The following is an 18,670-nucleotide window of genomic DNA, read 5'->3' as shown; positions in this document are numbered from 1 at the left end:
CCTACTTAAGGCGCATCACCACCGCGTTCAGCAGCCCGTACATCCACTCGCGGGCACGCTGGCCCCAAGGGCGCTCACCCCAGGCGGTGGCATCGACCTCGTCGCTTGCGGCGAAGTTACGCTCGAAAAGCGCCTGAACCTGGCGGGCCATCTCCGGGGAATCGATCTCCTGGTTGGCCTCCAGGTTGTAGTGCAGGTTCCAGTGATCGAAGTTACACGACCCGATACTCACCCAGTTATCGGCGAGCACGAACTTGGCGTGGATGAAGGTCGGCTGGAACTCGTAAATCCGCACCCCTGCTTTCAATAGCGCCTGATAGTAACGCTGCCCGGCGTAGCGCACGCCCGGGTGGTCGTGCTTGCGACCGGGTAGCAGCAAACGCACATCGACCCCGCGCCGGGCCGCCCAGGCCAGCCGCCGGCGCAGTGAAAACGTCGGTACGAAGTACGGCGTGCAGAGCCAAAGCCGCGTGTCGGTGTGGCGCACCCGCTCAAAAAGCGAACGCCGGATCGCCTGGTAGCGATAGCCCCGGGCCGGCATCACCCGCCCCTTGGCACCGTCATCGAACGCCGGCGGCGCACGGCGCTCGACCAGCTCGCACTCGGGGCTGCCCTTGGCGCGGCGCGTCAGCTTCGAGCGCCACAGGCGGCGAAACAGTGACTCCCAGTCTTTCACCGAAGGGCCCTCGACGCGCACGGCAATTTCGTACCAGGCCTTCAAAAACTCATCCACCGCGCCGAAGCCGCCGGTAAAGGCCACGTTCCCATCCACCACGACGATCTTGCGGTGATCCCGGCTCAAGTTGCGTGCCAGCGAATGAAGCCCCAGCGGGTTGAAAAAGCGCAGCGCCACGCCGCCTTCCATCAGCCGCGCACGGTCTTTACGCGCAAGCCCCCGGGCGCCGTAACCGTCGAGCAGCAAATATACCTTCACTCCCCGAGCGCGGGCGTCGATCAGCGCCTGACTTAGCCGATCGGCAAGCTCGCCAGACTCCATCAGGTAGAGTTCGACGAAAATATAGTGTTCGGCGCTCGCCATCGCCTCGAGCATCTCGGGCAAAAATATGGATGCTTCGGGCAGCAGGGTAAAGCGATTACCGTCGCGCCACATGGGCGACATGGCGACTCCTCGACCGTTAACGGGGTTTAAGCGAGCGGTGCACGTAAAGGTCGTAGCGGCTGGTTTTGCCCAGCAGCGTATGATTGGGCGCGGGGCCTTCGATGGGCGGTGCCTTGCGCGGACGCTTGACCGCCACGCGGTGAGTGGCCACATCCAGCGCCTGCTCCAGAAGAAGCGGCGCATCGTCATCGCTGCCCGCCAAAAGCCGAAAAAGACGCATCTCCTTTTTTACCAGCGCGGACTTCTCCCGGTGAGGGAACATCGGGTCCAGATGAACGACTTCCGGGGTAAAACCGGCCTGCTCGACCAGCGCGGCGAGCGCGCGGGCAGCGTCGCCATGAAGCAGGCGCATACGCGCCACGATCATCTCGACCTGGCTTTCGCGGGCGGCGCGGGCCAGGCCGTCTTCGAGCAGCGCGGCGATCGCCGCTACCCGCTCGATCAACAGCACCGGCGCCCCCAGGCTTGCCAGCACGAAGGCGTCGCGGCCAAGCCCGGCGGTGGCATCCACCACACTTGGCGTCACGCCTTGGCTCAAGCCACACGCCTTGGCGATTAGCTGGCCGCGCCCGCCGCCGAACTGGCGCCGGTGCCCGGCCTTGCCGCCGACGAAATCCACGCTCAAGGGGTGGCCGAACTCCCCAGGCTCGCCCGCAAGCGCTAGCCGCCCGTCTATTTCGGCCAGGCTCAGCCCGGCGGGAAGGCCAAGGCCTGGGGCCTGCACGCTATTCATGCAGGCTTCTTCCAGGCCACGTCGTTGCGCAGATAAACCGGCTGCACCTCGATCGGGGCCTGGCCGCCGCCGCTTTCCAGAGTGCGCAGCGCAAGCCAGGCCATCTCCTCGGCACGAGGCTCGAGATCGCTCAGGTGCTGGGTCATGCTCGCCTTCAAGAGATCGTCGAACTGCTCCCAGAGGGTAAACCCCGAGCCGATACCGACCCAGTCGGTCTGCTGGTCGGGTAGCAGCACCTGCGAAGGTGCTACGACCACTTCTTCATCGATCAACGTGGGGGTGTCGTTCTGACAGTGCCAGGCAGCGGTGTAAACTTCCCCCATGCGCGCATCGAGGGCGGTCACGATATGGCGAACGTGATAGCGCCGATGGGCCTGAAGCGCCAGCGCCTCGAGGGTGGAGACGCCCACCAGCGGGCAGTCGAGGCCGAACGCCAACCCCTGGGCGGTGCCCGCGGCGATCCGCAGACCGGTAAACGAGCCTGGCCCCTGGCCATAGGCAATACCGTTTAGCGCCTTCGGGGCAATCCCGGCTTCACCGAGCACGTCGTCCACCATGGGCATTAGCCGTTTGGTATGGGCGCGCGGGGTATGCTCGAAGCGGGCCAGACACTCGCGGCGCTCGCCCTCGGCGCGGATGAGCGCCGCGGAACAGGCACTCGACGAGGCGTCCAGGGCGAGAAGGTATGACGGCATGACGACTTGATACTCCGATCCAGGGGCGCAGGTAACAGGGGCGCCTCGAGGCGATATGATAAAACCAGGCGTTGAACGCCGAAAGCCCGGCGATGTAAAAGGCCCGCATCAGCGGGCCCCGGTGCCTGAAAAGCCAGTAATTTAGCTCAGGGCGTCTTTCACTTGTTGCGTGATGTCGGCAACGCTGCCCACCCCTTCCACGCGGTGGTACTGGGGCGCCGCCTCGGGCTCTTGCGTGGCCCACTGCTGGTAGTAGTCGATCAGTGGTGCGGTCTGGTCGTGATAGACCGACAGACGATTGCGCACCGTGGACTCCTGATCGTCTTCGCGCTGAATCAGGGTTTCGCCGGTCACATCGTCCTTGCCAGGCTCTTTGGGCGGGTTGTGATCGATGTGATAGACGCGCCCGGAGCTTGGGTGTACGCGGCGCCCGGCCATACGGTCGACGATCTCTTCGTCGGGCACGGCGATTTCCAGCACGTGGTCGATCTTCACGCCGCCTTCGCGCATGGCGTCGGCCTGGGGAATGGTGCGCGGGAAGCCGTCGAAGAGAAAACCGTTTTCGCAGTCGGGTTGGCTAATGCGCTCTTTCACCAGGTCGATGATGATGTCATCGGACACAAGCCCGCCGGTTTGCATGATTTCCTGAACCTTCAGGCCAAGCTCGGTGCCGTCTTTGATGGCCGTGCGGAGCATGTCGCCGGTCGATATCTGCGGAATCTTGAACCGCTCGCAAATGAACCGGGCCTGGGTTCCCTTACCCGCGCCTGGGGCACCCAACAAGATTAAACGCATGGCACTGCTCCTCGAGTCATAAATCGTTCAAAGTAATAAAACGGTCAAAGTAAACGTGAATAGAAGGACAATAACCGGGCCACTCGGGCGGCACAACTCTCCAAAAGCCTCAAACGAGCGCTTTTTTTCGTTTGGCCCGGCGCCTTGCCTCAAAAGGGGGTCGATGAAACGCAAGCGGCGCCCATAAAAATGGGCGCCGCTTACTTTCCGCCAACGCTGCCTAGAGCAGCAGGCGACGGATATCGGTCAGCACATCGGCCAAAAACGCGGTGAAGCGCGCAGCGTCAGCGCCGTTGATCGCACGGTGGTCATAAGAGAGCGACAGCGGCATCATCAAACGCGGCTGGAAGGCAGCGCCGTCCCAGACCGGTTTCATCTGCGACTTCGACACGCCCAAAATCGCGACTTCCGGGGCGTTGACGATCGGCGTGAACGCCGTGCCGCCAATCGAGCCAAGGCTCGAAATGGTGAAACAGCCGCCAGTCATCTCGTCGCGCTTGAGCTTTTTGCTCTGCGCTTTTTTGCCAAGCTCGGCCATTTCCTTGGCGATGTCGATCAAGGATTTCTTGTCCGCATCGCGAAGCACCGGCACCATCAGGCCTTCGGGTGTGTCCACGGCGATACCGATATGGACGTACTTCTTCCATACCAGGGTTTCGCCGTCGCCCTTCAAGCTTACGTTGAACTGCGGGAACTTCCTAAGGGCAAAGGCGCAGGCCTTGACCAAAAACGGCAGCGGCGTGAGTTTCGCGCCCTGGGCTTCGGCCTCGGCTTTCATCGACTTGCGGAAGTTCTCGAGCTCGGTGATGTCCGCCTCGTCGAACTGGGTCACGTGGGGCACGTTCACCCAGCTTCTGTGCAGATTGGTCGCGCCCATCTTGAGCAGACGCCCCATCGGCTTCTCTTCCACTTCACCGAACTGGCTGAAGTCGACCTCCGGAATCGGCGGAATACCGCTGCCGCCGCCGGCAGGGGCCGCGCCAGCCTGGGCCTTGGCACCGCCCTCATTGGAGAGCGCCTGCTTGACGTAGGCCTGCACGTCCTCTTTCAGGATGCGCTCTTTCGGACCGCTGGGCTTGACGAGTTCCAGGTCGACGCCGAACTCACGGGCGAGCATGCGTACCGCGGGGCCGGCGTGGACCAGCTTGCCGTCGCGCGGTTTATGCGCCGCCATGGCCGCTTCCGGGCTTGGCGAGCCACCCGCGCTTTCGCCCTTGCCTTTTGAAGGTGTCTTGTCAGCGGATTTGCTCTCGGTTTTTTGGGACTCCGACTTCTTGCTCTCAGAGCCCTGGTTCGAGGTGCTGTTCTCACTGTCCTTCTGTTGATCCGACGGCTTGCCGGTGGGCTTTTTCGCCTTTTTGGCACCGCCCGAAGAGGCCACTTCGATAATCGCGATCACCGTGCCTTCCGAGACGGTATCGCCCTCCTTGACGCTGACCTCGACCAGCTTGCCCTTGTAAGGGCTCGGTACGTCCATCGAGGCCTTGTCGGACTCCAGCGTGATCAGCGCGTCTTCTTCGTTGACCTCGTCGCCCTTGGACACGGCGATTTCGATGACCGGCACTTCCGAGGCGCCGGAAAGATCCGGTACGCGAACTTCCTTGCGCTCGGTGCCGCCGCTCTCTTCCTCGTCATCGTCCTCGTCGTCATCGGACTCGGTATCGTCGGCATCGGAAGCCGTGTCTTGCTTTTGCTCCGGCGCGTCGTCCGCGCTATCGCTTTCGTCCTGGCCAGCCCCTTCGCCTTCGATTTCGATCTGGCCGATCACGTCGCCTTCCGAGACGGTGTCGCCCTCTTTCACGGTGAAAGAGACAATCTTACCGGTGTGCGGGCTCGGCACGTCCATCGAAGCCTTATCGGACTCGAGCGTGATCAGCGCGTCTTCGGCCTCGACGCTATCGCCTTCGCTGACGGCGACCTCGATGATCTCGACGTTCTCGGAGCCACCAAGGTCGGGCACGATAATATCGACGGTCTGCTTACCGCCGGAGGGTTTGGCACTGCCGGAGGAAGCGCTTTTCTGCTCGCTTTTTTGCTCCTGCTGGCCTTCGTCCTGGGCGGCGCTTTCTGACTGCTCGCTGCTTTGTTGGTCGTCGCTTTCGACCTGCTCGCCGTCGCCGTCATCATCACCCTCGACTTCGAGCTCGATGATGTCGTCGCCTTCGGAGACCTTGTCGCCTTCTTTTACCAGCACCTTGACGACCTTGCCGCCCTTGGGCGAGGGAACATCCATGCTGGCCTTGTCGGATTCCAGCGTTATCAGGGCGTCTTCCGCTTCGATGACGTCGCCTTCTGACACCGCAATCTCGATGATTTCGACATCGGTATCGCCACCGATATCGGGAACTTTGATGATTTCGCTACTCAAGGTCGCGCTCCTTCCAAATCGGATCGAGCCGGCGGGCACTGCCCGCCGGGCTGCGGTTTAGCTAGTCAGCGGGTTACGCTTGTTGGCGTCGATGTTGTACTTCTTCATCGCCTCGCCCACCAGCTTACGTTCGATATCGCCACGCTCGGCCAGCGCCCGCAGGGCGGCGACCACTACGAAGTAGCGGTCCACCTCGAAGAAGCTTCTCAGCTTCTCGCGGGTGTCCGAGCGGCCGAAGCCGTCGGTACCCAGCACGGTGTAATCAGTCGGCACCCAAGCGCGGACCTGATCGGCATAAAGCTTCATGTAGTCCGTCGAGGCGATGGCCGGGCCCTCGCGGCCTGCCAGGCACTTGGTGACGTGGGGCGTTTGCGCCTCACTCTCCGGGTTCAGGAAGGCTTCGCGATCAAGGGTTAGCGCTTCACGACGCAGCTCGTTGAAGCTGGTGACGCTCCAGATATCGGCGCCTACCTGCCAATCCTCGGCGAGAAGCTCCGCCGCGGCTTCGACCTCGCGCAAAATGGTGCCGGAACCAAGCAGCTGAACGCGGCCCTTGTCACCCTTGGTTTCGCGCAGCAGGTACATGCCCTTGACGATATCGTCGGCGGGCACGTCCTCGAGCTCCGGGTGCTCGTAGTTCTCGTTCATCACGGTCAGGTAGTAGAAGCAGTTCTCCTTATCGGTGAACATGCGCTTCAGACCGTCCTGAACGATCACCGCGATTTCGTGGCCATAGGTCGGATCGTAGCTTCTGCAGTTGGGGATGGTGGAGGCCTGGATCAGGCTGTGGCCATCCTGGTGCTGCAAGCCTTCGCCGTTGAGCGTGGTCCGCCCGGCGGTGCCGCCGACCATGAAGCCGCGCGCCTGCAAATCGCCTGCCGCCCAAGCCAAATCGCCAATGCGCTGGAAACCGAACATCGAGTAGTAGATGTAAAACGGCAACAGCGTGACGTGGTTGTTGCTGTAGGAGGTCGCGGCCGCCATCCAGGCCGACATCGCACCCGCCTCGGTAATGCCTTCCTCGAGAACCTGACCTTTCTGGTCCTCGCGGTAGTACATGATCTGGCCTTTATCCATCGGCTCGTACTTCTGCCCGGCCGCGGAGTAAATACCCAGCTGGCGGAACATGCCTTCCATGCCGAAGGTACGCGCCTCGTCCGGGATGATCGGCACGACGTACTTGCCAAGCTTCTTGTCCTTGACCAGGCCGTTGAGCACGCGCACGAAGGACATGGTGGTCGACACTTCACGCCCGCGCGAACCGCCGAGCTGCGAGGCGAAGGTCTTGTCTTCGAGGGTGGGGATTTCCAGCGCCTCGAAGTCGCTCTGGCGACTCGGCAGGTAGCCGTTCAGGCGCTCGCGCTGCAGGTGCATGTACTTGAGCTCCGGGGAGTCCTCCTCGGGCTTGTAGTACGGCACTTCCTGCAGCTGCTCGTCGGAAAGCGGAATGCCGAAGCGGTCGCGGAATTTCTTCAGCGCCTCGTGCTCCATGCTCTTGACCTGGTGGGCCTCGTTGGCCGCTTCGCCGTCGCCGGCACCCATGCCGTAGCCCTTGACGGTATGCGCCAGAATGACCGTTGGCTTGCCGTTTTGGGTATTCACCGCTTCATGGTAGGCCGAGTAGACCTTGAACGGGTCGTGACCGCCGCGGTTGAGCTTCCAGATGTCTTCGTCCGAGAGATCCTTGACCATCTCTTCGGTTTCCGGGTATTTGCCGAAGAAGTGCTCGCGGGTGTAGGCGCCACCGTTGGCCTTGTAGTTCTGGTACTCGCCATCGACTGCTTCGTCCATGCGCTTTTGCAGAACGCCCTTGCTGTCCTTCTCGAACAGCGAGTCCCAATGGCGACCCCAAACGACCTTGATGACGTTCCAGTCGGCACCGCGGAACACGCCTTCGAGCTCGTCCATGACGCGGGAATTACCGCGCACCGGGCCGTCGAGGCGCTGCAGGTTGCAGTTGATGACAAAGATCAGGTTGTCGAGGTTCTCACGGCCCGCCAGGGAAATCGCGCCCAGCGATTCCGGCTCGTCGCACTCACCGTCGCCCATGAAGCACCAGATCTTACGGTCGTGCATGTCCTTGAGCTCACGGTGATGCAGGTACTTCATCACGTGGGCCTGGTAGATGGCCTGGATCGGGCCAAGTCCCATGGAAACCGTGGGGAACTGCCAGTAGTCCGGCATTAGCCAGGGGTGCGGGTAGGACGAAAGACCGTCGCCGTCGACTTCCTGGCGGAAGCTGTCCATTTGATCCTCGGACAGCCGCCCTTCCAGATAGGAACGCGCGTAGATACCCGGCGCCACGTGGCCCTGGATGTAGACCAGGTCGCCGGCAAAGTCGTCCTTGGCCGCGCGGAAGAAGTGGTTGAAGCCCACATCATAAAGCGTGGCCGAGGACATGAAACTTGCGATGTGGCCGCCCAATCCCGGGTTGGCCCGGTTGTTACGAATGACCTGGGCGATCGCGTTGTAGCGAATCAGCGAGCGGATACGCCGCTCCATGAACAAATCGCCCGGCATCTGCGCTTCGCGGTGAACCGGAATCGTATTACGGTGCGGGGTCGTCACCGAGAAGGGCACCTTCATACCGTCCCGACGCATGCGATCCGCCAGGCGGGTCATCAGGTAGCGGGCGCGATCTTCGCCCTCACGATCCAGTACCGATTCCAGGGATTCCAGCCACTCCGTGGTTTCGACCGGATCGAGATCTTCTCTTGTCTCCAGACTCATAGAGGTCTCTCCGAATGACGATAAATGACAATACGCCCGCGACCCTTTTGGGGATGGGGCGGCTGCGACGTTGAGCCGCCAAGGCCGATAAAAGCCGAGCTTGCGTGTCTTGAACGTTTTTTTATTCTACATTCAACGAGCTACCCGATCAGGAAAACGCTCGAGAATGTAGGAAAGCTACATAGGGGCCGTAAAGGGTAGCCTTTTGTATATAGAAGATACCGCAAAGTCGCTATTCTGCCAATTCCAGCGCGATGGAAATTCCATCCAAAACAGCATATTGCACCGCAACATAGCGCTTTTGGAAGCTATTTCCATACCCTTGACTGGCGTGAACTGTAGTCAAACTACCGTTTTATTTCCCGACGAATGAATGCGTTGGGCTTGTCAGGCGCCCTGCTCGCCTAACGCAGGCGCGATGACGGTGAATTCAGACGTTGATGATAGTAAGCCCAATCAAAGCAGGGTCCCGGGTCCTCTTTACGAAGCGGGGCAATATGCGCATGGCCGGTAATGCGCGACGCATCGAGCGCCGGATAACGCGCTATCAGCCACCGGGTCGCCGCGACCAGGCTTTTGTACTGGGCGCGGGTAAACGGACTCACGCCGTCGCCTTCAAGCTCGATGCCCACGGAAAACTCGTTGAGCGCGTCGCGCGAGCGCCCAAGGCAAGGGTCGAACCAGCGTGAGCGCCCGGCATGCCAGGCGCGCCGGTCGGTATCGACAAACTGCACGCACTCGCCGTCGCGGCGGATCAACAGATGTGCAGAGACGCGAAGGTGGGCAATCGTTTCGAAAAACGGGTGGCGCTTCGCATCCAGGGTATTGGTAAACAGCGCCTCGATCGCCGGGCCGCCAAACTGGCCAGGCGGCAGGCTGATCGCGTGAATCACCAAAAGTGACACTTCGCCGCCCGCGCGCTCGTCTGCATTGGGCGATCTGGCCTGGCGTGCGCCAGGCCAGATGCCCGGGGAACCGGGTTGGACCACGTCACCACTCTCCTCTAGGTTCGGGTAGTAAATTCACTATACTCTGCGCTATACCTACGCCTTGAGACCATACCGCCATGCATTATCAAAACGCTCTTGCCGAAGAGATCCGCGAAAGCGCCGCCCGCCTGCTGGCGGAGGACGTGGGCGCGGGGGACATCACTGCGCAGCTGATTCCCGAGCACCAGTGGGCGACCGCCCGGATCAGTGCACACCAAAACGCGGTGCTTTGCGGCGTGGCCTGGGTCGACGAGATTTTTCGCCGTCTGGACAGCCGCGTTACGCTGCGCTGGGAAGCAGCGGATGGCGACACCATTACGCCCGAGCACCATTTTCTGGAACTGGAGGGCCCGGCGGCCAGCCTGTTAACCGGCGAGCGCGCCGCGCTAAACATTCTACAAACGTTGAGTGCGACGGCCACGACGACCCGTGCCTACGTTGACCTTCTAAAGGGCACCTCGACCCGGCTACTCGATACCCGCAAGACGCTGCCGGGACTGCGCATCGCCCAGAAGTACGCGGTGACCTGCGGCGGCGGGCATAATCATCGCTTGGGCCTTTGGGATGCTTTCCTGATCAAGGAGAGCCACATTACGGCCTGCGGCGGCATCCAGGCCGCCGTGTCCCAGGCGCGCAAGCTTGCAAGCGATGTGCTCGTCGAGGTCGAAGTCGCCACTTTTGAGGCGCTCGACCAGGCACTGGCCGCCGGCGCCGATATCGTCATGCTGAATAACTTCGAGATTGAGGATCTCTACGTGGCGGTGGAGATCAACGGCGGCCGGGCGGTATTGGAGGCCTCGAGCAACGTGGATGCCACCACGCTAAGAGCCATCGCCGAGACCGGGGTCGACACGATTTCGAGCGGCGCGCTGACCCAGGATATCGCCTCGATCGACCTTTCCATGCGCATCACCCAAACCTTTAGCGTTTAGCTCTCAAGCGTAAGGCGTTAGGTCTCGACGGCCTTGAGCGCCTTGCTCATGTGGTAGCGCTTGAGCCACTCGCCGCTGCGCTCCACCCACTGCTCGCCGTGGTTTTCAAAGCCGCGGCGCTCGAGGCGCTCATAAAGCACCAGGCTCGCCTCGATCTCGACCCGCGTAATGCCCTGCTCGAGCAGCAGGCGCTCGGCGTGGATCAGCAGGGTACTGCCGATCCCGCGCCCGGTAAGCGAGGGCCAAACGTAGAGGGTGACAATCCGCGCGTTTTGGCTGTCGAGCTCCAAAAAGCCCACGCAGCGCCCGTCGCATACCGCCACCAGGGTCGTATAAAAGGCGTGGCGCGCCGCCCAGGCGCTGGCCTCGCGGGGCAGCGCGTTGGCCCAAGCTTCGCGCTCACTCGTCGCGTAGTGGCTCGCCGCCCCCTGCATCACCGCGTGATAAAACACCTCCGCTTGATCCGAGGCGTCGCGCCCCAAGGCCTGGCGGTAGGTAATGCGCGCGGCCGGCTCTCGTGTTGTCGTCATGCACCACCTCTACGCAGGGTTCGGGGGTTAAAACATAAGGCCCCTCGGATTTTCCAGTCGCTCGGCCCAGGCGCCTTGCTGCTTTATACTGGGGCACCTATCTCAGCACAAGGCCACGCGATGCACAACGCCCCGCCCTTTTCACTCGCGACCGTTGGACTGATAGCGAGCGACTACCCGGACAAGTTCGGCATACCGCGCCAGCCAGGGCTTGCCCCGGCGGCCAGGGCGACCCTCGAACTGCAGGCGCCCTATAACGACCCACTGGCGGTGCGAGGGCTCGAAACCTTTAGCCATTTGTGGCTGAGTTTCATCTTTCACCAAAGCCCCATACGCTGGACACCGCTGGTACGCCCGCCAAGGCTTGGCGGCAATCAAAAGGTCGGGGTGTTCGCCAGCCGCAGCACCCATCGCCCCAACCGGCTAGGGCTTTCGCTGGTCAAACTGGTGGGCATCGAGCTCAAAAACGGCGTGCGCCTGCAACTGGAAGGGTGCGATCTGGTCAGCGGTACACCGGTCGTGGATATCAAGCCTTACCTGCCCTGGGCGGAATCGGTCCCCGAGGCACAAGCGGGCTTCGCACCGCAAGCGCCTACGCTCAAGGCGGTCGCGTTCAGCGCCAAAGCGCTGACCTTTTTGGAAAACCGTCCGGACCGAGCGTCGCTTTATGCGCTGATCGAGCAGGTACTCAGCCAGGACCCGCGCCCGGCCTACCACACCGGCGGCGAGCGCGTGTACGGCCTGCGCCTGCGCGATGTAGAAGTGAAATTTTGCGCGGCCCAAAACAACGCCACCACCCTGGAGGTGGTGGCTATCGAATCCGGCAGCGCCTAGTGCTTAAGATTAGTACTTAATCCCAGTACTCAAGATTAGCGCTTAGCCCGGAAAGGTAATGCCCAGGCGGCGGCCGACTTCTTCGTAGGCCTCGATCACGCCCCCGAGCCCTTGGCGGAAGCGGTCCTTGTCCATCTTCTCGCGGGTGCTGGCGTCCCACAAACGGCAGCCATCCGGGGAGAACTCGTCGCCGAGTACGATCTCACCCTTGAACACGCCGAACTCGAGCTTGTAGTCCACCAGCAGCATGCCGCCCTCATGAAAGAGCTGCTTGAGCACCTGGTTGACCTTGTAGGTCAGCTTCTTCATTTGTAAAAGCTGCTCGGGGGTGGCCCAGCCGAAGGTCTCCGCTAATGATTCGTTGATCATCGGGTCGCCTTTCTCGTCATTTTTCAAGAAAAGCTCGAAGGTGGGCGGCGTCAGCGCCTGCCCTTCCTCGATGCCCAGACGCTTGACCAGACCGCCGGCGGCGACGTTACGGATCACACACTCGACCGGAATCATCTCCATTTTCTTGACCAGGCTCTCGGTATCACAGAGCTGCTTTTCGAAATGGGTAGGAATCCCGGCCTCTTCCAAACGCTCCATGATGAAGGCGTTGAAGACGTTGTTGACCATCCCCTTGCGCGCCAGCGACTCCATCTTTTTGCCATCAAAAGCGCTGGTGTCGTCGCGAAACTTAAGGACCAGCAGGTCCGGGTCGTCGGTGGTGTAGACCGACTTGGCTTTGCCAGCGTAGAGTTCGTTACGCTTTTCCATGGGGGCTCCGAATAATGTAGTTAAACGTTAGCGCAAGTAGCCGGAAACGCGTTCGAGAAGCTCGCGCTGATCACTGGCACTGAATTCGCGATCGCTTGCATTGATGGCGCGAAGTACGCTTTCGTTGCCCTGGGGCTCAAGCACCAGGCGAATGTTCTGGGTCATACGGCGAACGTCATTACTAAAGACAACCTGAATCGGGTTGCGACCCTCTTCCGAGGCGGTCATGTAGTTGACCAGAAATTCGTAGTTCTCCGGCGACTTTTCGACCAGCTCACGGCGATTCTCGACGGTGAAATCCTGGGTCATGTAGTGGTCGAGCTCGGCCCATACGCGCTCGGCATCTTGCGGAATGACCGCTTCCCACTCGCCGTCTTGCTGGCGAATTTGCAAGCTGCGCTCGTTGGAAAGGCGCTGCGCGTTCCAGGAGGAGGCGCTGGCCGTGGCGCTGCGCGCGCCCAGATACTCTTCCAGGGCGTCGAGGCAGCTGCTTGCCGCCTGGCCGTTTTGCTCGCAGCGCACTTCGCTACTGCCCGCGCGCAGCGCGCTTTGCAGTTCAAGCCTGGCCTGGGAGGTGACGATCACGCCCTGATTGGCATCGCTTTGTTGGATACCCAGCCCACGGCTTTGCGCGAAGGCTTCAAGCTGAGGCCACACGGCGCCGGTATCGGCGGCGACGACCAGCCAAGCGCGGCTGCCTACCTGGCGGCGCTCGACGTATTCGGGCTCCAGGCCACTGCCGATCGAAAGCGACGGCGGCGGTGCAACGTCGGCGGCGCTTTCGACCCGGCTGCCCTGAAGCGATGCCTGGGGGACCGGCATGGCATCGTTGTAGCGCTGGGCGTTACGGCTTTCCGGCAGCACCAGCGGCGAGGCCGGGGTGACGTCGGCGTAGTCCAGATTGCGATCGTCATAGAAGCCATCGCGTGCGCAGCCAGAAAGCGCCACCCCCATAACCAGTGCCAGCGGCATACATTTCAGCGCGGGTCTTTTAAGCACAGAGCTCATCAAGCCACCTTAAGTCAACAGTTCACTCGCCCGGCGTGGCCGGGCATTGGGGTCGGACGCCGTTACTCTTCGACGACGCCAGCCAACTGCAGCGCTTCACTAACAGTGGCGTGGTATTTTTCCGAAAGCCAGGTCAAGGGCAGCCGAATGCCCGCGTCCATGTAGCCCATGCGGTTGAGCGACCACTTGACGGGGATCGGATTGGACTCGATCCCGAGATTCGTGTGAAGCGGCATCAAACGTGTATTGATCTGGTGCGCTTTCTCACTATCACCGGCAACCGCCGCGCTGCACAGCTCGTGCATGGCGCTGGGGACGACGTTGGCGGTCACCGAGATATCGCCGTGCCCCCCCATCAGCATGAAGTCACAGGCGGTTGCATCGTCACCAGAGTAGAGCATGAAACCGCTGCCTTTGAGCCGTGCAATTAGATCTTCCGCGCGCTCAAGGTTCCCGGTGGCGTCCTTCAAACCGATGATATTGTCCACTTCGGCCAAACGCACCACGGTTTCGTTGTAAAGATCCGAGCAGGTGCGCCCCGGCACGTTGTACATGATGACCGGCAGTTTGCTGCCCTCGGCCACCGCTTTGAAGTGCTGGTACAGGCCCTCCTGGGTGGGCTTGTTGTAGTACGGGCAGACCGACAGGCAGTAGTCCGCGCCTACCTCGCTTGCGTAACGGGCAAGCTCTACCGCCTCAGAAGTCGCGTTGGCGCCAGTACCGGCGATGACCGGAATGCGCCCGTTCACTTCCTCCACCACGCTTCGAATCACATCGAAATGCTCGGCAAAAGACATCGTGGTGGGCTCGCCGGTCGTGCCCGCGGCGACGATGGCGTCGGTGCCGTTCTCGAGATGGAAGTTCACCAGACGACGTAACGCCTCCCAGTCGATATCGCCATTGACTTTCATTGGCGTCGCCAGGGCGACTATGCTGCCTGTGATCATCCGCTTATTCCTCACCTGGTAAGTGTAAATACGTCATATTAAAACGATCGGCCCGCTCGAAGCGTTCTAAAACGCCCTCGTCTTGCCGCCGACAGGCACATTCAAGAGGCAAATGGTACTCAGCGCACTCGAACCTGTACAGCGTAAAGCGCGCCAAGTTTTCACCTGGCCGGGCAAGAGACGCTCCCGCCGACTTTGACACAGAGAGCCCAGTTGCGTGTAATCGAGCAACACCCCCCAGTAACAGGAGCTTTTCAATGGCCGTGGAAGTAGGCAAACCCGTTCCCGATTTCAGCGCCCCGGCGACCAGTGACACCACCGTAACGCTCTCGGATTACAAGGGCCAGCAGGTGGTCGTTTACTTCTACCCCAAGGCGAGCACCCCCGGCTGCACCACCGAAGGGGGCGATTTCCGTGACCACAAGGAGGCGTTCGCAGCGGCCAATACGGTGGTGATCGGCGTCTCCCGAGACGGCATTCGCGCCCAGGAGAACTTCAAGGCCAAGCAGGCGTTCAACTTCGAGCTGATCTCCGACAAGGACGAAACGGTGTGTTCGATTTTCGACGTCGTCAAGCTAAAAAAGATGTACGGCAAGGAGCACCTGGGGATCGAGCGCAGCACCTTCTTGATCGATAAAGACGGCGTACTGGCCAAGGAGTGGCGTGGTGTCAAGGTACCCGGCCACGTCGAAGAGGTGCTGGCCGAGGCCCAAGCCCTCGACCCGCAAAGCGCTTAACCCAAAGCGCCCGCCAGAGGCTCTGGCGGGCGCTTACTGTGGCGTTTTAGAGCGGCTTCTGGACTGGCTTATAGTCTGCTTTCGTCCGTCACCATGATGCCAGGCTCCTCGAGCGCTTGCCGGGTATTGACGCGCCTGGGCCAGGCGTAGACCAGCGCTTTTAAAAGCGTGGCCAAGGGGATCGCGAAGAAGATGCCCCAAAAGCCCCAGATACCGCCAAAGAACAGCACGGCGACGATGATCGACACCGGGTGGATGTTGTTGGTCTCCGAGAACAGAATCGGCGAAAGCACGTTGCCATCCAGCGCCTGAATGATGGCGTAGGCGAGCAGCACGTAGGCGAACTGCTCGCCGATACCGAACTGAAAGCCCGCCACTGCGGCTACCGGCAGCGTGACCACGGCGGCGCCGATAAACGGCACCAGCACCGAAAAGCCGACCAGCACCGATAAAAGCGCAGTATAAGGCAGGCCAAACAGCGTGAAGGTGAAAAACGCCACCGTGCCCACGATGATAATCTCGATGGATTTACCGCGGATATAGTTGGCGATCTGGACATCCATTTCCCGCCAGATGCGCGTCAAGAGCGTACGCTTTTGCGGCAATAACGAAAGAATGAAGCCCACCAGCTTGTCGCGATCCTTGAGCATGAAAAGCACCAGAATCGGCACCAGCACCAAGTAGATGATGATCGACATCACGTTACCCAATGAGGCCAGCGACAGCGTCAGCGCGCGCTGGCCAAGCTGGCTGATCTCGCGGCTGGCCACGCCCACCCAGCTCTGCATCTGGTCCGGGGTGATCAGGTTGGGGTAGCGAGCCTGAAGATCGTCGAGCCACGCTTGGCTGCTGGCGAACATGCGCGGCGACTCCTGCACGAGCCCCACCAACTGATTCCAGATCAACGGCATCAAAATGAAGGCCAGGGTCAGCAGCACGCCGATAAACGCCAAAAAGACGATGATGACGGCCAACAGGTGCGGCACGCCGCGGCGGGTGAAAACGTTCACCACGCCCTGCAGCAGAAAGGCCAGCACCAGCGCGGTGAAAAACGGCGCCAGCATACGGCCAAACCAGATAATGGCGGCAAACCCGGCGATCAGCACTAACAGAAGCACCAGGGCTTCTTCGTCCGAGAAGTAGCGTTCCACCCAGCTTTTCAGGATGTTGCGCATGGTCATATAGGCGAACTCTCTGCTTTGCGTATCCAAAAATGGTACTTATCGTCGCGCTGCTCGCGCTTGATAAGCCGGTGAGCGCTCTGCTCGGTGAACGAGGTGATATCCCGCCATGACCCCTGGTCGCTTGCGACGATTTCCAGAAGCTGACCGCTTTCGAGCGCCGCCAGCCCCTGCTTGGCTTTCAAAAGCGGCAGCGGGCAGGCCAGACCACAGGCGTCCACGAACGCGTCCGGCGCGGGTGCTTCGGGCGTGTTTTGATCCAACTCGTCATCACTGGCCATGGCGCCTCCCTTAAAATGCCTGGGCAAAGCTGGCATTGTGGCATAAACCTGGTTATCACTAAGCTTCGATTGCGTTTGATTTAACGGCACTTCCCCGCTCGAATCAATGTCACATCCACGTCCCCGCTTCCCCGAGCAGGTCTTACTAGAAGAGGATGCCATGCCGCACGTTCGTTTTCTGCCACGCTGGGCCCTGGCGTTTACGCTGGTACTGGCAAGCGTTCTTTTGCCCTCGCAAGGTCGAGCCTTCGACAACAGCCAACTGCCAAGTCTTGGCGGCGCCGCGCCCTCGGTCAGCCAGGAAGAGTTTCGCCTTGGCCGCGCCTGGCTCAGGCAGTTTCGCGCCCAGGCGCCGCAGTGGCAGGATCCGATCGTCAACGACTACCTGGAGAGTCTAGTGGCCCGGCTCACGCCTTACAGCCAACTGGGCGCTTTGAACACCACGACGGTGATGGTGGATCACCGCGCGCTCAACGCCTTTGCGGTACCCGGTGGCGTGGTGGGGATCAATTCGGGGCTATTTGCCTTTGCCGACGATGAAGGCGCTTTCGTCTCGGTACTCGCCCACGAGCTTGGCCACCTGTCTCAGCGCCACTACGCCCGCGGCTCCGAACGCGCGGGGCAAACCCAGCTACCCGCCATGGCGGGCATGCTGGCCGGCATTCTGATCGCCGCTAGCGGCGGCGGCGATGCGGGTATCGCCGCGGCCATGGGCTCCCAGGCCGCGGTGATCCAGGACCAGCTCTCCTACTCGCGGCGCTTCGAGCAAGAGGCGGACCGAATCGGCCTACAGGCCATGGCCGACGCCGGTTATGAGCCGCAAGCGATGGTGCGCATGTTCGCCTCCATGCAGCGCATGGCGCGCCTGCAGGGCGGCACGCCGCCGGAGTTTTTGCTGACCCACCCGGTATCGGACAGCCGCTTGAGCGACGCCCAGGCCCGGGTGGCCCAGCTCACCGTGGCCGACAGCTACCAAAGCGACACCCTCTACGACATGATGCGCGCCCGGGCGCTTTTGAGCATTTACGCCAATACCCCAAGCCAAGCGACCACGCGCCTTGAACAAGGCGGTGTCGAGGAGCCCGCGCAGCGCTACCTGGCGGCGTTGATCGACGCCCGCCGCGGCCAGGTGGACACCGCCCTGCAGCGCCTCGACCAGCTCGCCGCCGAGCATCCAGACTACGCCATGATCCCCGCTTCCGCCGCCGAGGTGGCCTTACAGGCCAACCGTATCGACGAAGCGATCACGCGTAGCGAGCGCTGGCTGCGCTTTATGCCCAACTACCTGCCCACCCAGTTGATGCTTGCCGAGGCGCAGCTTCAGCGCGACCCCCAGGCGGCGTTTTCGCTGCTTAGGCGCGTGACCGAGCGCTATCCGGAAAATCCGCAGGGCTTTAACCTTTTGAGCACCGCCGCCGGGCGTAGCGGCCATAATGGCTGGGGGCACTTGGCCCAGGCCGAGTATCTTCAACTGACCGGCCGGGTGGACCGCGGCATTCAGCAACTCGCGATTGCCAAAAACGTGGCCCAGCAGGAAAACGAGCCTTCCCTGGTGGCGTTGATCGACCAGCGTCGGGAAGCCTTCCTGGAGTACCGAGAGGCGCTCTCATCGTTTAACTGACCCACTGCCAGCCCGGCGAACGGGTACACAACAAAACGCCCCTGGCAGATAACTGCCAGGGGCGCTGAATTTGGTGGGTCGTGCAGGATTCGAACCTGCGACCAATTGATTAAAAGTCAACTGCTCTACCAACTGAGCTAACGACCCAAACTGCCAAGGGCACGATGTGCGCTATAGGGCAAGGCGTTCGATACTTCTATTGAGACTTTTAAAAGTACTGATACTTTCAAAAGGGCCAGCGCAGAATAAATGCCTTTGCGCCGGTGGTGGGTCGTGCAGGATTCGAACCTGCGACCAATTGATTAAAAGTCAACTGCTCTACCAACTGAGCTAACGACCCCCTCGAACGGATGCATATAGTACGGATACCCCAACGCTTTCGCAAGTACTTTTTATACTTTACCGATCAT

The 18,670-nt window shown here is 61.2% G+C and carries 17 protein-coding genes and 2 tRNA genes; 4 read left to right on the top strand and 15 right to left on the bottom strand.

Features of this window, described 5'->3' with window-relative positions; genetic code table 11:
* Position 1: 1 nt before the first annotated feature.
* From ACWFVE_RS03035 to ampD, 7 genes are all read right to left on the bottom strand, one after another.
* The gene (locus ACWFVE_RS03035; protein WP_447527818.1) at positions 2–1,120 is read right to left on the bottom strand and encodes a phospholipase D-like domain-containing protein; all 1,119 of its coding nucleotides are present in this window, start codon (positions 1,118–1,120) and stop codon (positions 2–4) included.
* Between the two features lie 16 nt (positions 1,121–1,136).
* Positions 1,137–1,853 carry a class I SAM-dependent methyltransferase gene (locus ACWFVE_RS03030; RefSeq protein WP_447527817.1) on the bottom strand — a complete coding sequence of 239 codons (717 nt, stop codon included), beginning with the start codon at positions 1,851–1,853 and terminating at the stop codon, positions 1,137–1,139.
* Positions 1,850–2,548 carry a tRNA (adenosine(37)-N6)-threonylcarbamoyltransferase complex dimerization subunit type 1 TsaB gene (tsaB, locus tag ACWFVE_RS03025; protein ID WP_447527816.1) on the bottom strand — a complete coding sequence of 233 codons (699 nt, stop codon included), beginning with the start codon at positions 2,546–2,548 and terminating at the stop codon, positions 1,850–1,852. The genes ACWFVE_RS03030 and tsaB overlap by 4 nt, the downstream gene beginning before the upstream one ends.
* Positions 2,549–2,689: 141 nt before the next feature.
* A complete protein-coding gene (adk, locus tag ACWFVE_RS03020; protein WP_447527815.1) occupies positions 2,690–3,343 on the bottom strand; it encodes an adenylate kinase in 654 nt (217 codons plus the stop codon).
* Positions 3,344–3,563: 220 nt separating this feature from the next.
* Positions 3,564–5,711 carry a pyruvate dehydrogenase complex dihydrolipoyllysine-residue acetyltransferase gene (gene aceF / locus ACWFVE_RS03015; RefSeq protein ID WP_447527814.1) on the bottom strand — a complete coding sequence of 716 codons (2,148 nt, stop codon included), beginning with the start codon at positions 5,709–5,711 and terminating at the stop codon, positions 3,564–3,566.
* A 57-nt stretch (positions 5,712–5,768) separates the two neighbouring features.
* Positions 5,769–8,441, bottom strand: a complete 2,673-nt coding sequence (aceE, locus tag ACWFVE_RS03010) for a pyruvate dehydrogenase (acetyl-transferring), homodimeric type (protein ID WP_447527813.1) — start codon at positions 8,439–8,441, stop codon at positions 5,769–5,771.
* 404 nt (positions 8,442–8,845) lie between these two features.
* Positions 8,846–9,430 (bottom strand): 1,6-anhydro-N-acetylmuramyl-L-alanine amidase AmpD, encoded by a 585-nt coding sequence (gene ampD / locus ACWFVE_RS03005; RefSeq protein WP_447527812.1) that lies wholly within the window; start codon positions 9,428–9,430, stop codon positions 8,846–8,848.
* A 77-nt stretch (positions 9,431–9,507) separates the two neighbouring features.
* Between ampD and nadC the strand changes: the two genes are divergently transcribed.
* Entirely contained in the window at positions 9,508–10,362 is an 855-nt protein-coding gene (gene nadC, locus ACWFVE_RS03000; protein ID WP_447527811.1) for a carboxylating nicotinate-nucleotide diphosphorylase, read from the top strand.
* Between the two features lie 17 nt (positions 10,363–10,379).
* Here the strand turns inward: nadC and ACWFVE_RS02995 are convergent, their stop codons facing one another.
* On the bottom strand, positions 10,380–10,892 hold the full coding sequence (locus ACWFVE_RS02995; RefSeq protein ID WP_447527810.1) for an N-acetyltransferase family protein: 513 nt from the start codon (positions 10,890–10,892) through the stop codon (positions 10,380–10,382).
* A 120-nt stretch (positions 10,893–11,012) separates the two neighbouring features.
* Between ACWFVE_RS02995 and tsaA the strand changes: the two genes are divergently transcribed.
* Positions 11,013–11,726 carry a tRNA (N6-threonylcarbamoyladenosine(37)-N6)-methyltransferase TrmO gene (tsaA, locus tag ACWFVE_RS02990; RefSeq protein ID WP_447527809.1) on the top strand — a complete coding sequence of 238 codons (714 nt, stop codon included), beginning with the start codon at positions 11,013–11,015 and terminating at the stop codon, positions 11,724–11,726.
* A gap of 42 nt (positions 11,727–11,768) precedes the next feature.
* Here the strand turns inward: tsaA and purC are convergent, their stop codons facing one another.
* From purC to dapA, 3 genes are all read right to left on the bottom strand, one after another.
* Positions 11,769–12,485, bottom strand: a complete 717-nt coding sequence (gene purC, locus ACWFVE_RS02985; protein ID WP_447527808.1) for a phosphoribosylaminoimidazolesuccinocarboxamide synthase — start codon at positions 12,483–12,485, stop codon at positions 11,769–11,771.
* A 27-nt stretch (positions 12,486–12,512) separates the two neighbouring features.
* Complete coding sequence (locus ACWFVE_RS02980) at positions 12,513–13,493, bottom strand: lipoprotein, NlpB (RefSeq protein WP_447527807.1); 981 nt, start codon at positions 13,491–13,493, stop codon at positions 12,513–12,515.
* Positions 13,494–13,555: 62 nt separating this feature from the next.
* A complete protein-coding gene (gene dapA, locus ACWFVE_RS02975; protein ID WP_447527806.1) occupies positions 13,556–14,440 on the bottom strand; it encodes a 4-hydroxy-tetrahydrodipicolinate synthase in 885 nt (294 codons plus the stop codon).
* 257 nt (positions 14,441–14,697) lie between these two features.
* On the opposite strand from dapA, the gene ACWFVE_RS02970 reads away from it, so the two are divergent.
* The gene (locus tag ACWFVE_RS02970) at positions 14,698–15,177 is read left to right on the top strand and encodes a peroxiredoxin (protein WP_447527805.1); all 480 of its coding nucleotides are present in this window, start codon (positions 14,698–14,700) and stop codon (positions 15,175–15,177) included.
* 68 nt (positions 15,178–15,245) lie between these two features.
* Here ACWFVE_RS02970 and ACWFVE_RS02965 read toward each other — a convergent pair whose 3' ends face one another.
* A complete protein-coding gene (locus tag ACWFVE_RS02965) occupies positions 15,246–16,358 on the bottom strand; it encodes an AI-2E family transporter (RefSeq protein WP_447527804.1) in 1,113 nt (370 codons plus the stop codon).
* Positions 16,355–16,639, bottom strand: coding sequence for a sulfurtransferase TusA family protein (locus ACWFVE_RS02960; RefSeq protein ID WP_447527803.1), 285 nt, complete (start codon positions 16,637–16,639; stop codon positions 16,355–16,357). The genes ACWFVE_RS02965 and ACWFVE_RS02960 overlap by 4 nt, the downstream gene beginning before the upstream one ends.
* A 160-nt stretch (positions 16,640–16,799) precedes the next feature.
* On the opposite strand from ACWFVE_RS02960, the gene ACWFVE_RS02955 reads away from it, so the two are divergent.
* Entirely contained in the window at positions 16,800–18,260 is a 1,461-nt protein-coding gene (locus ACWFVE_RS02955) for a M48 family metalloprotease (RefSeq protein WP_447527802.1), read from the top strand.
* A gap of 71 nt (positions 18,261–18,331) precedes the next feature.
* Here the strand turns inward: ACWFVE_RS02955 and ACWFVE_RS02950 are convergent.
* Both ACWFVE_RS02950 and ACWFVE_RS02945 read right to left on the bottom strand, forming a co-directional pair.
* Positions 18,332–18,407 (bottom strand) — tRNA-Lys (locus tag ACWFVE_RS02950).
* A gap of 117 nt (positions 18,408–18,524) precedes the next feature.
* Positions 18,525–18,600: transfer RNA gene (locus tag ACWFVE_RS02945), tRNA-Lys, on the bottom strand.
* Positions 18,601–18,670: the final 70 nt, after the last annotated feature.

Source organism: Vreelandella mediterranea (assembly GCF_970647075.1).
Note: the sequence above shows the minus strand (reverse complement) of the source record. Positions and strands in the feature narration are given on the sequence as shown.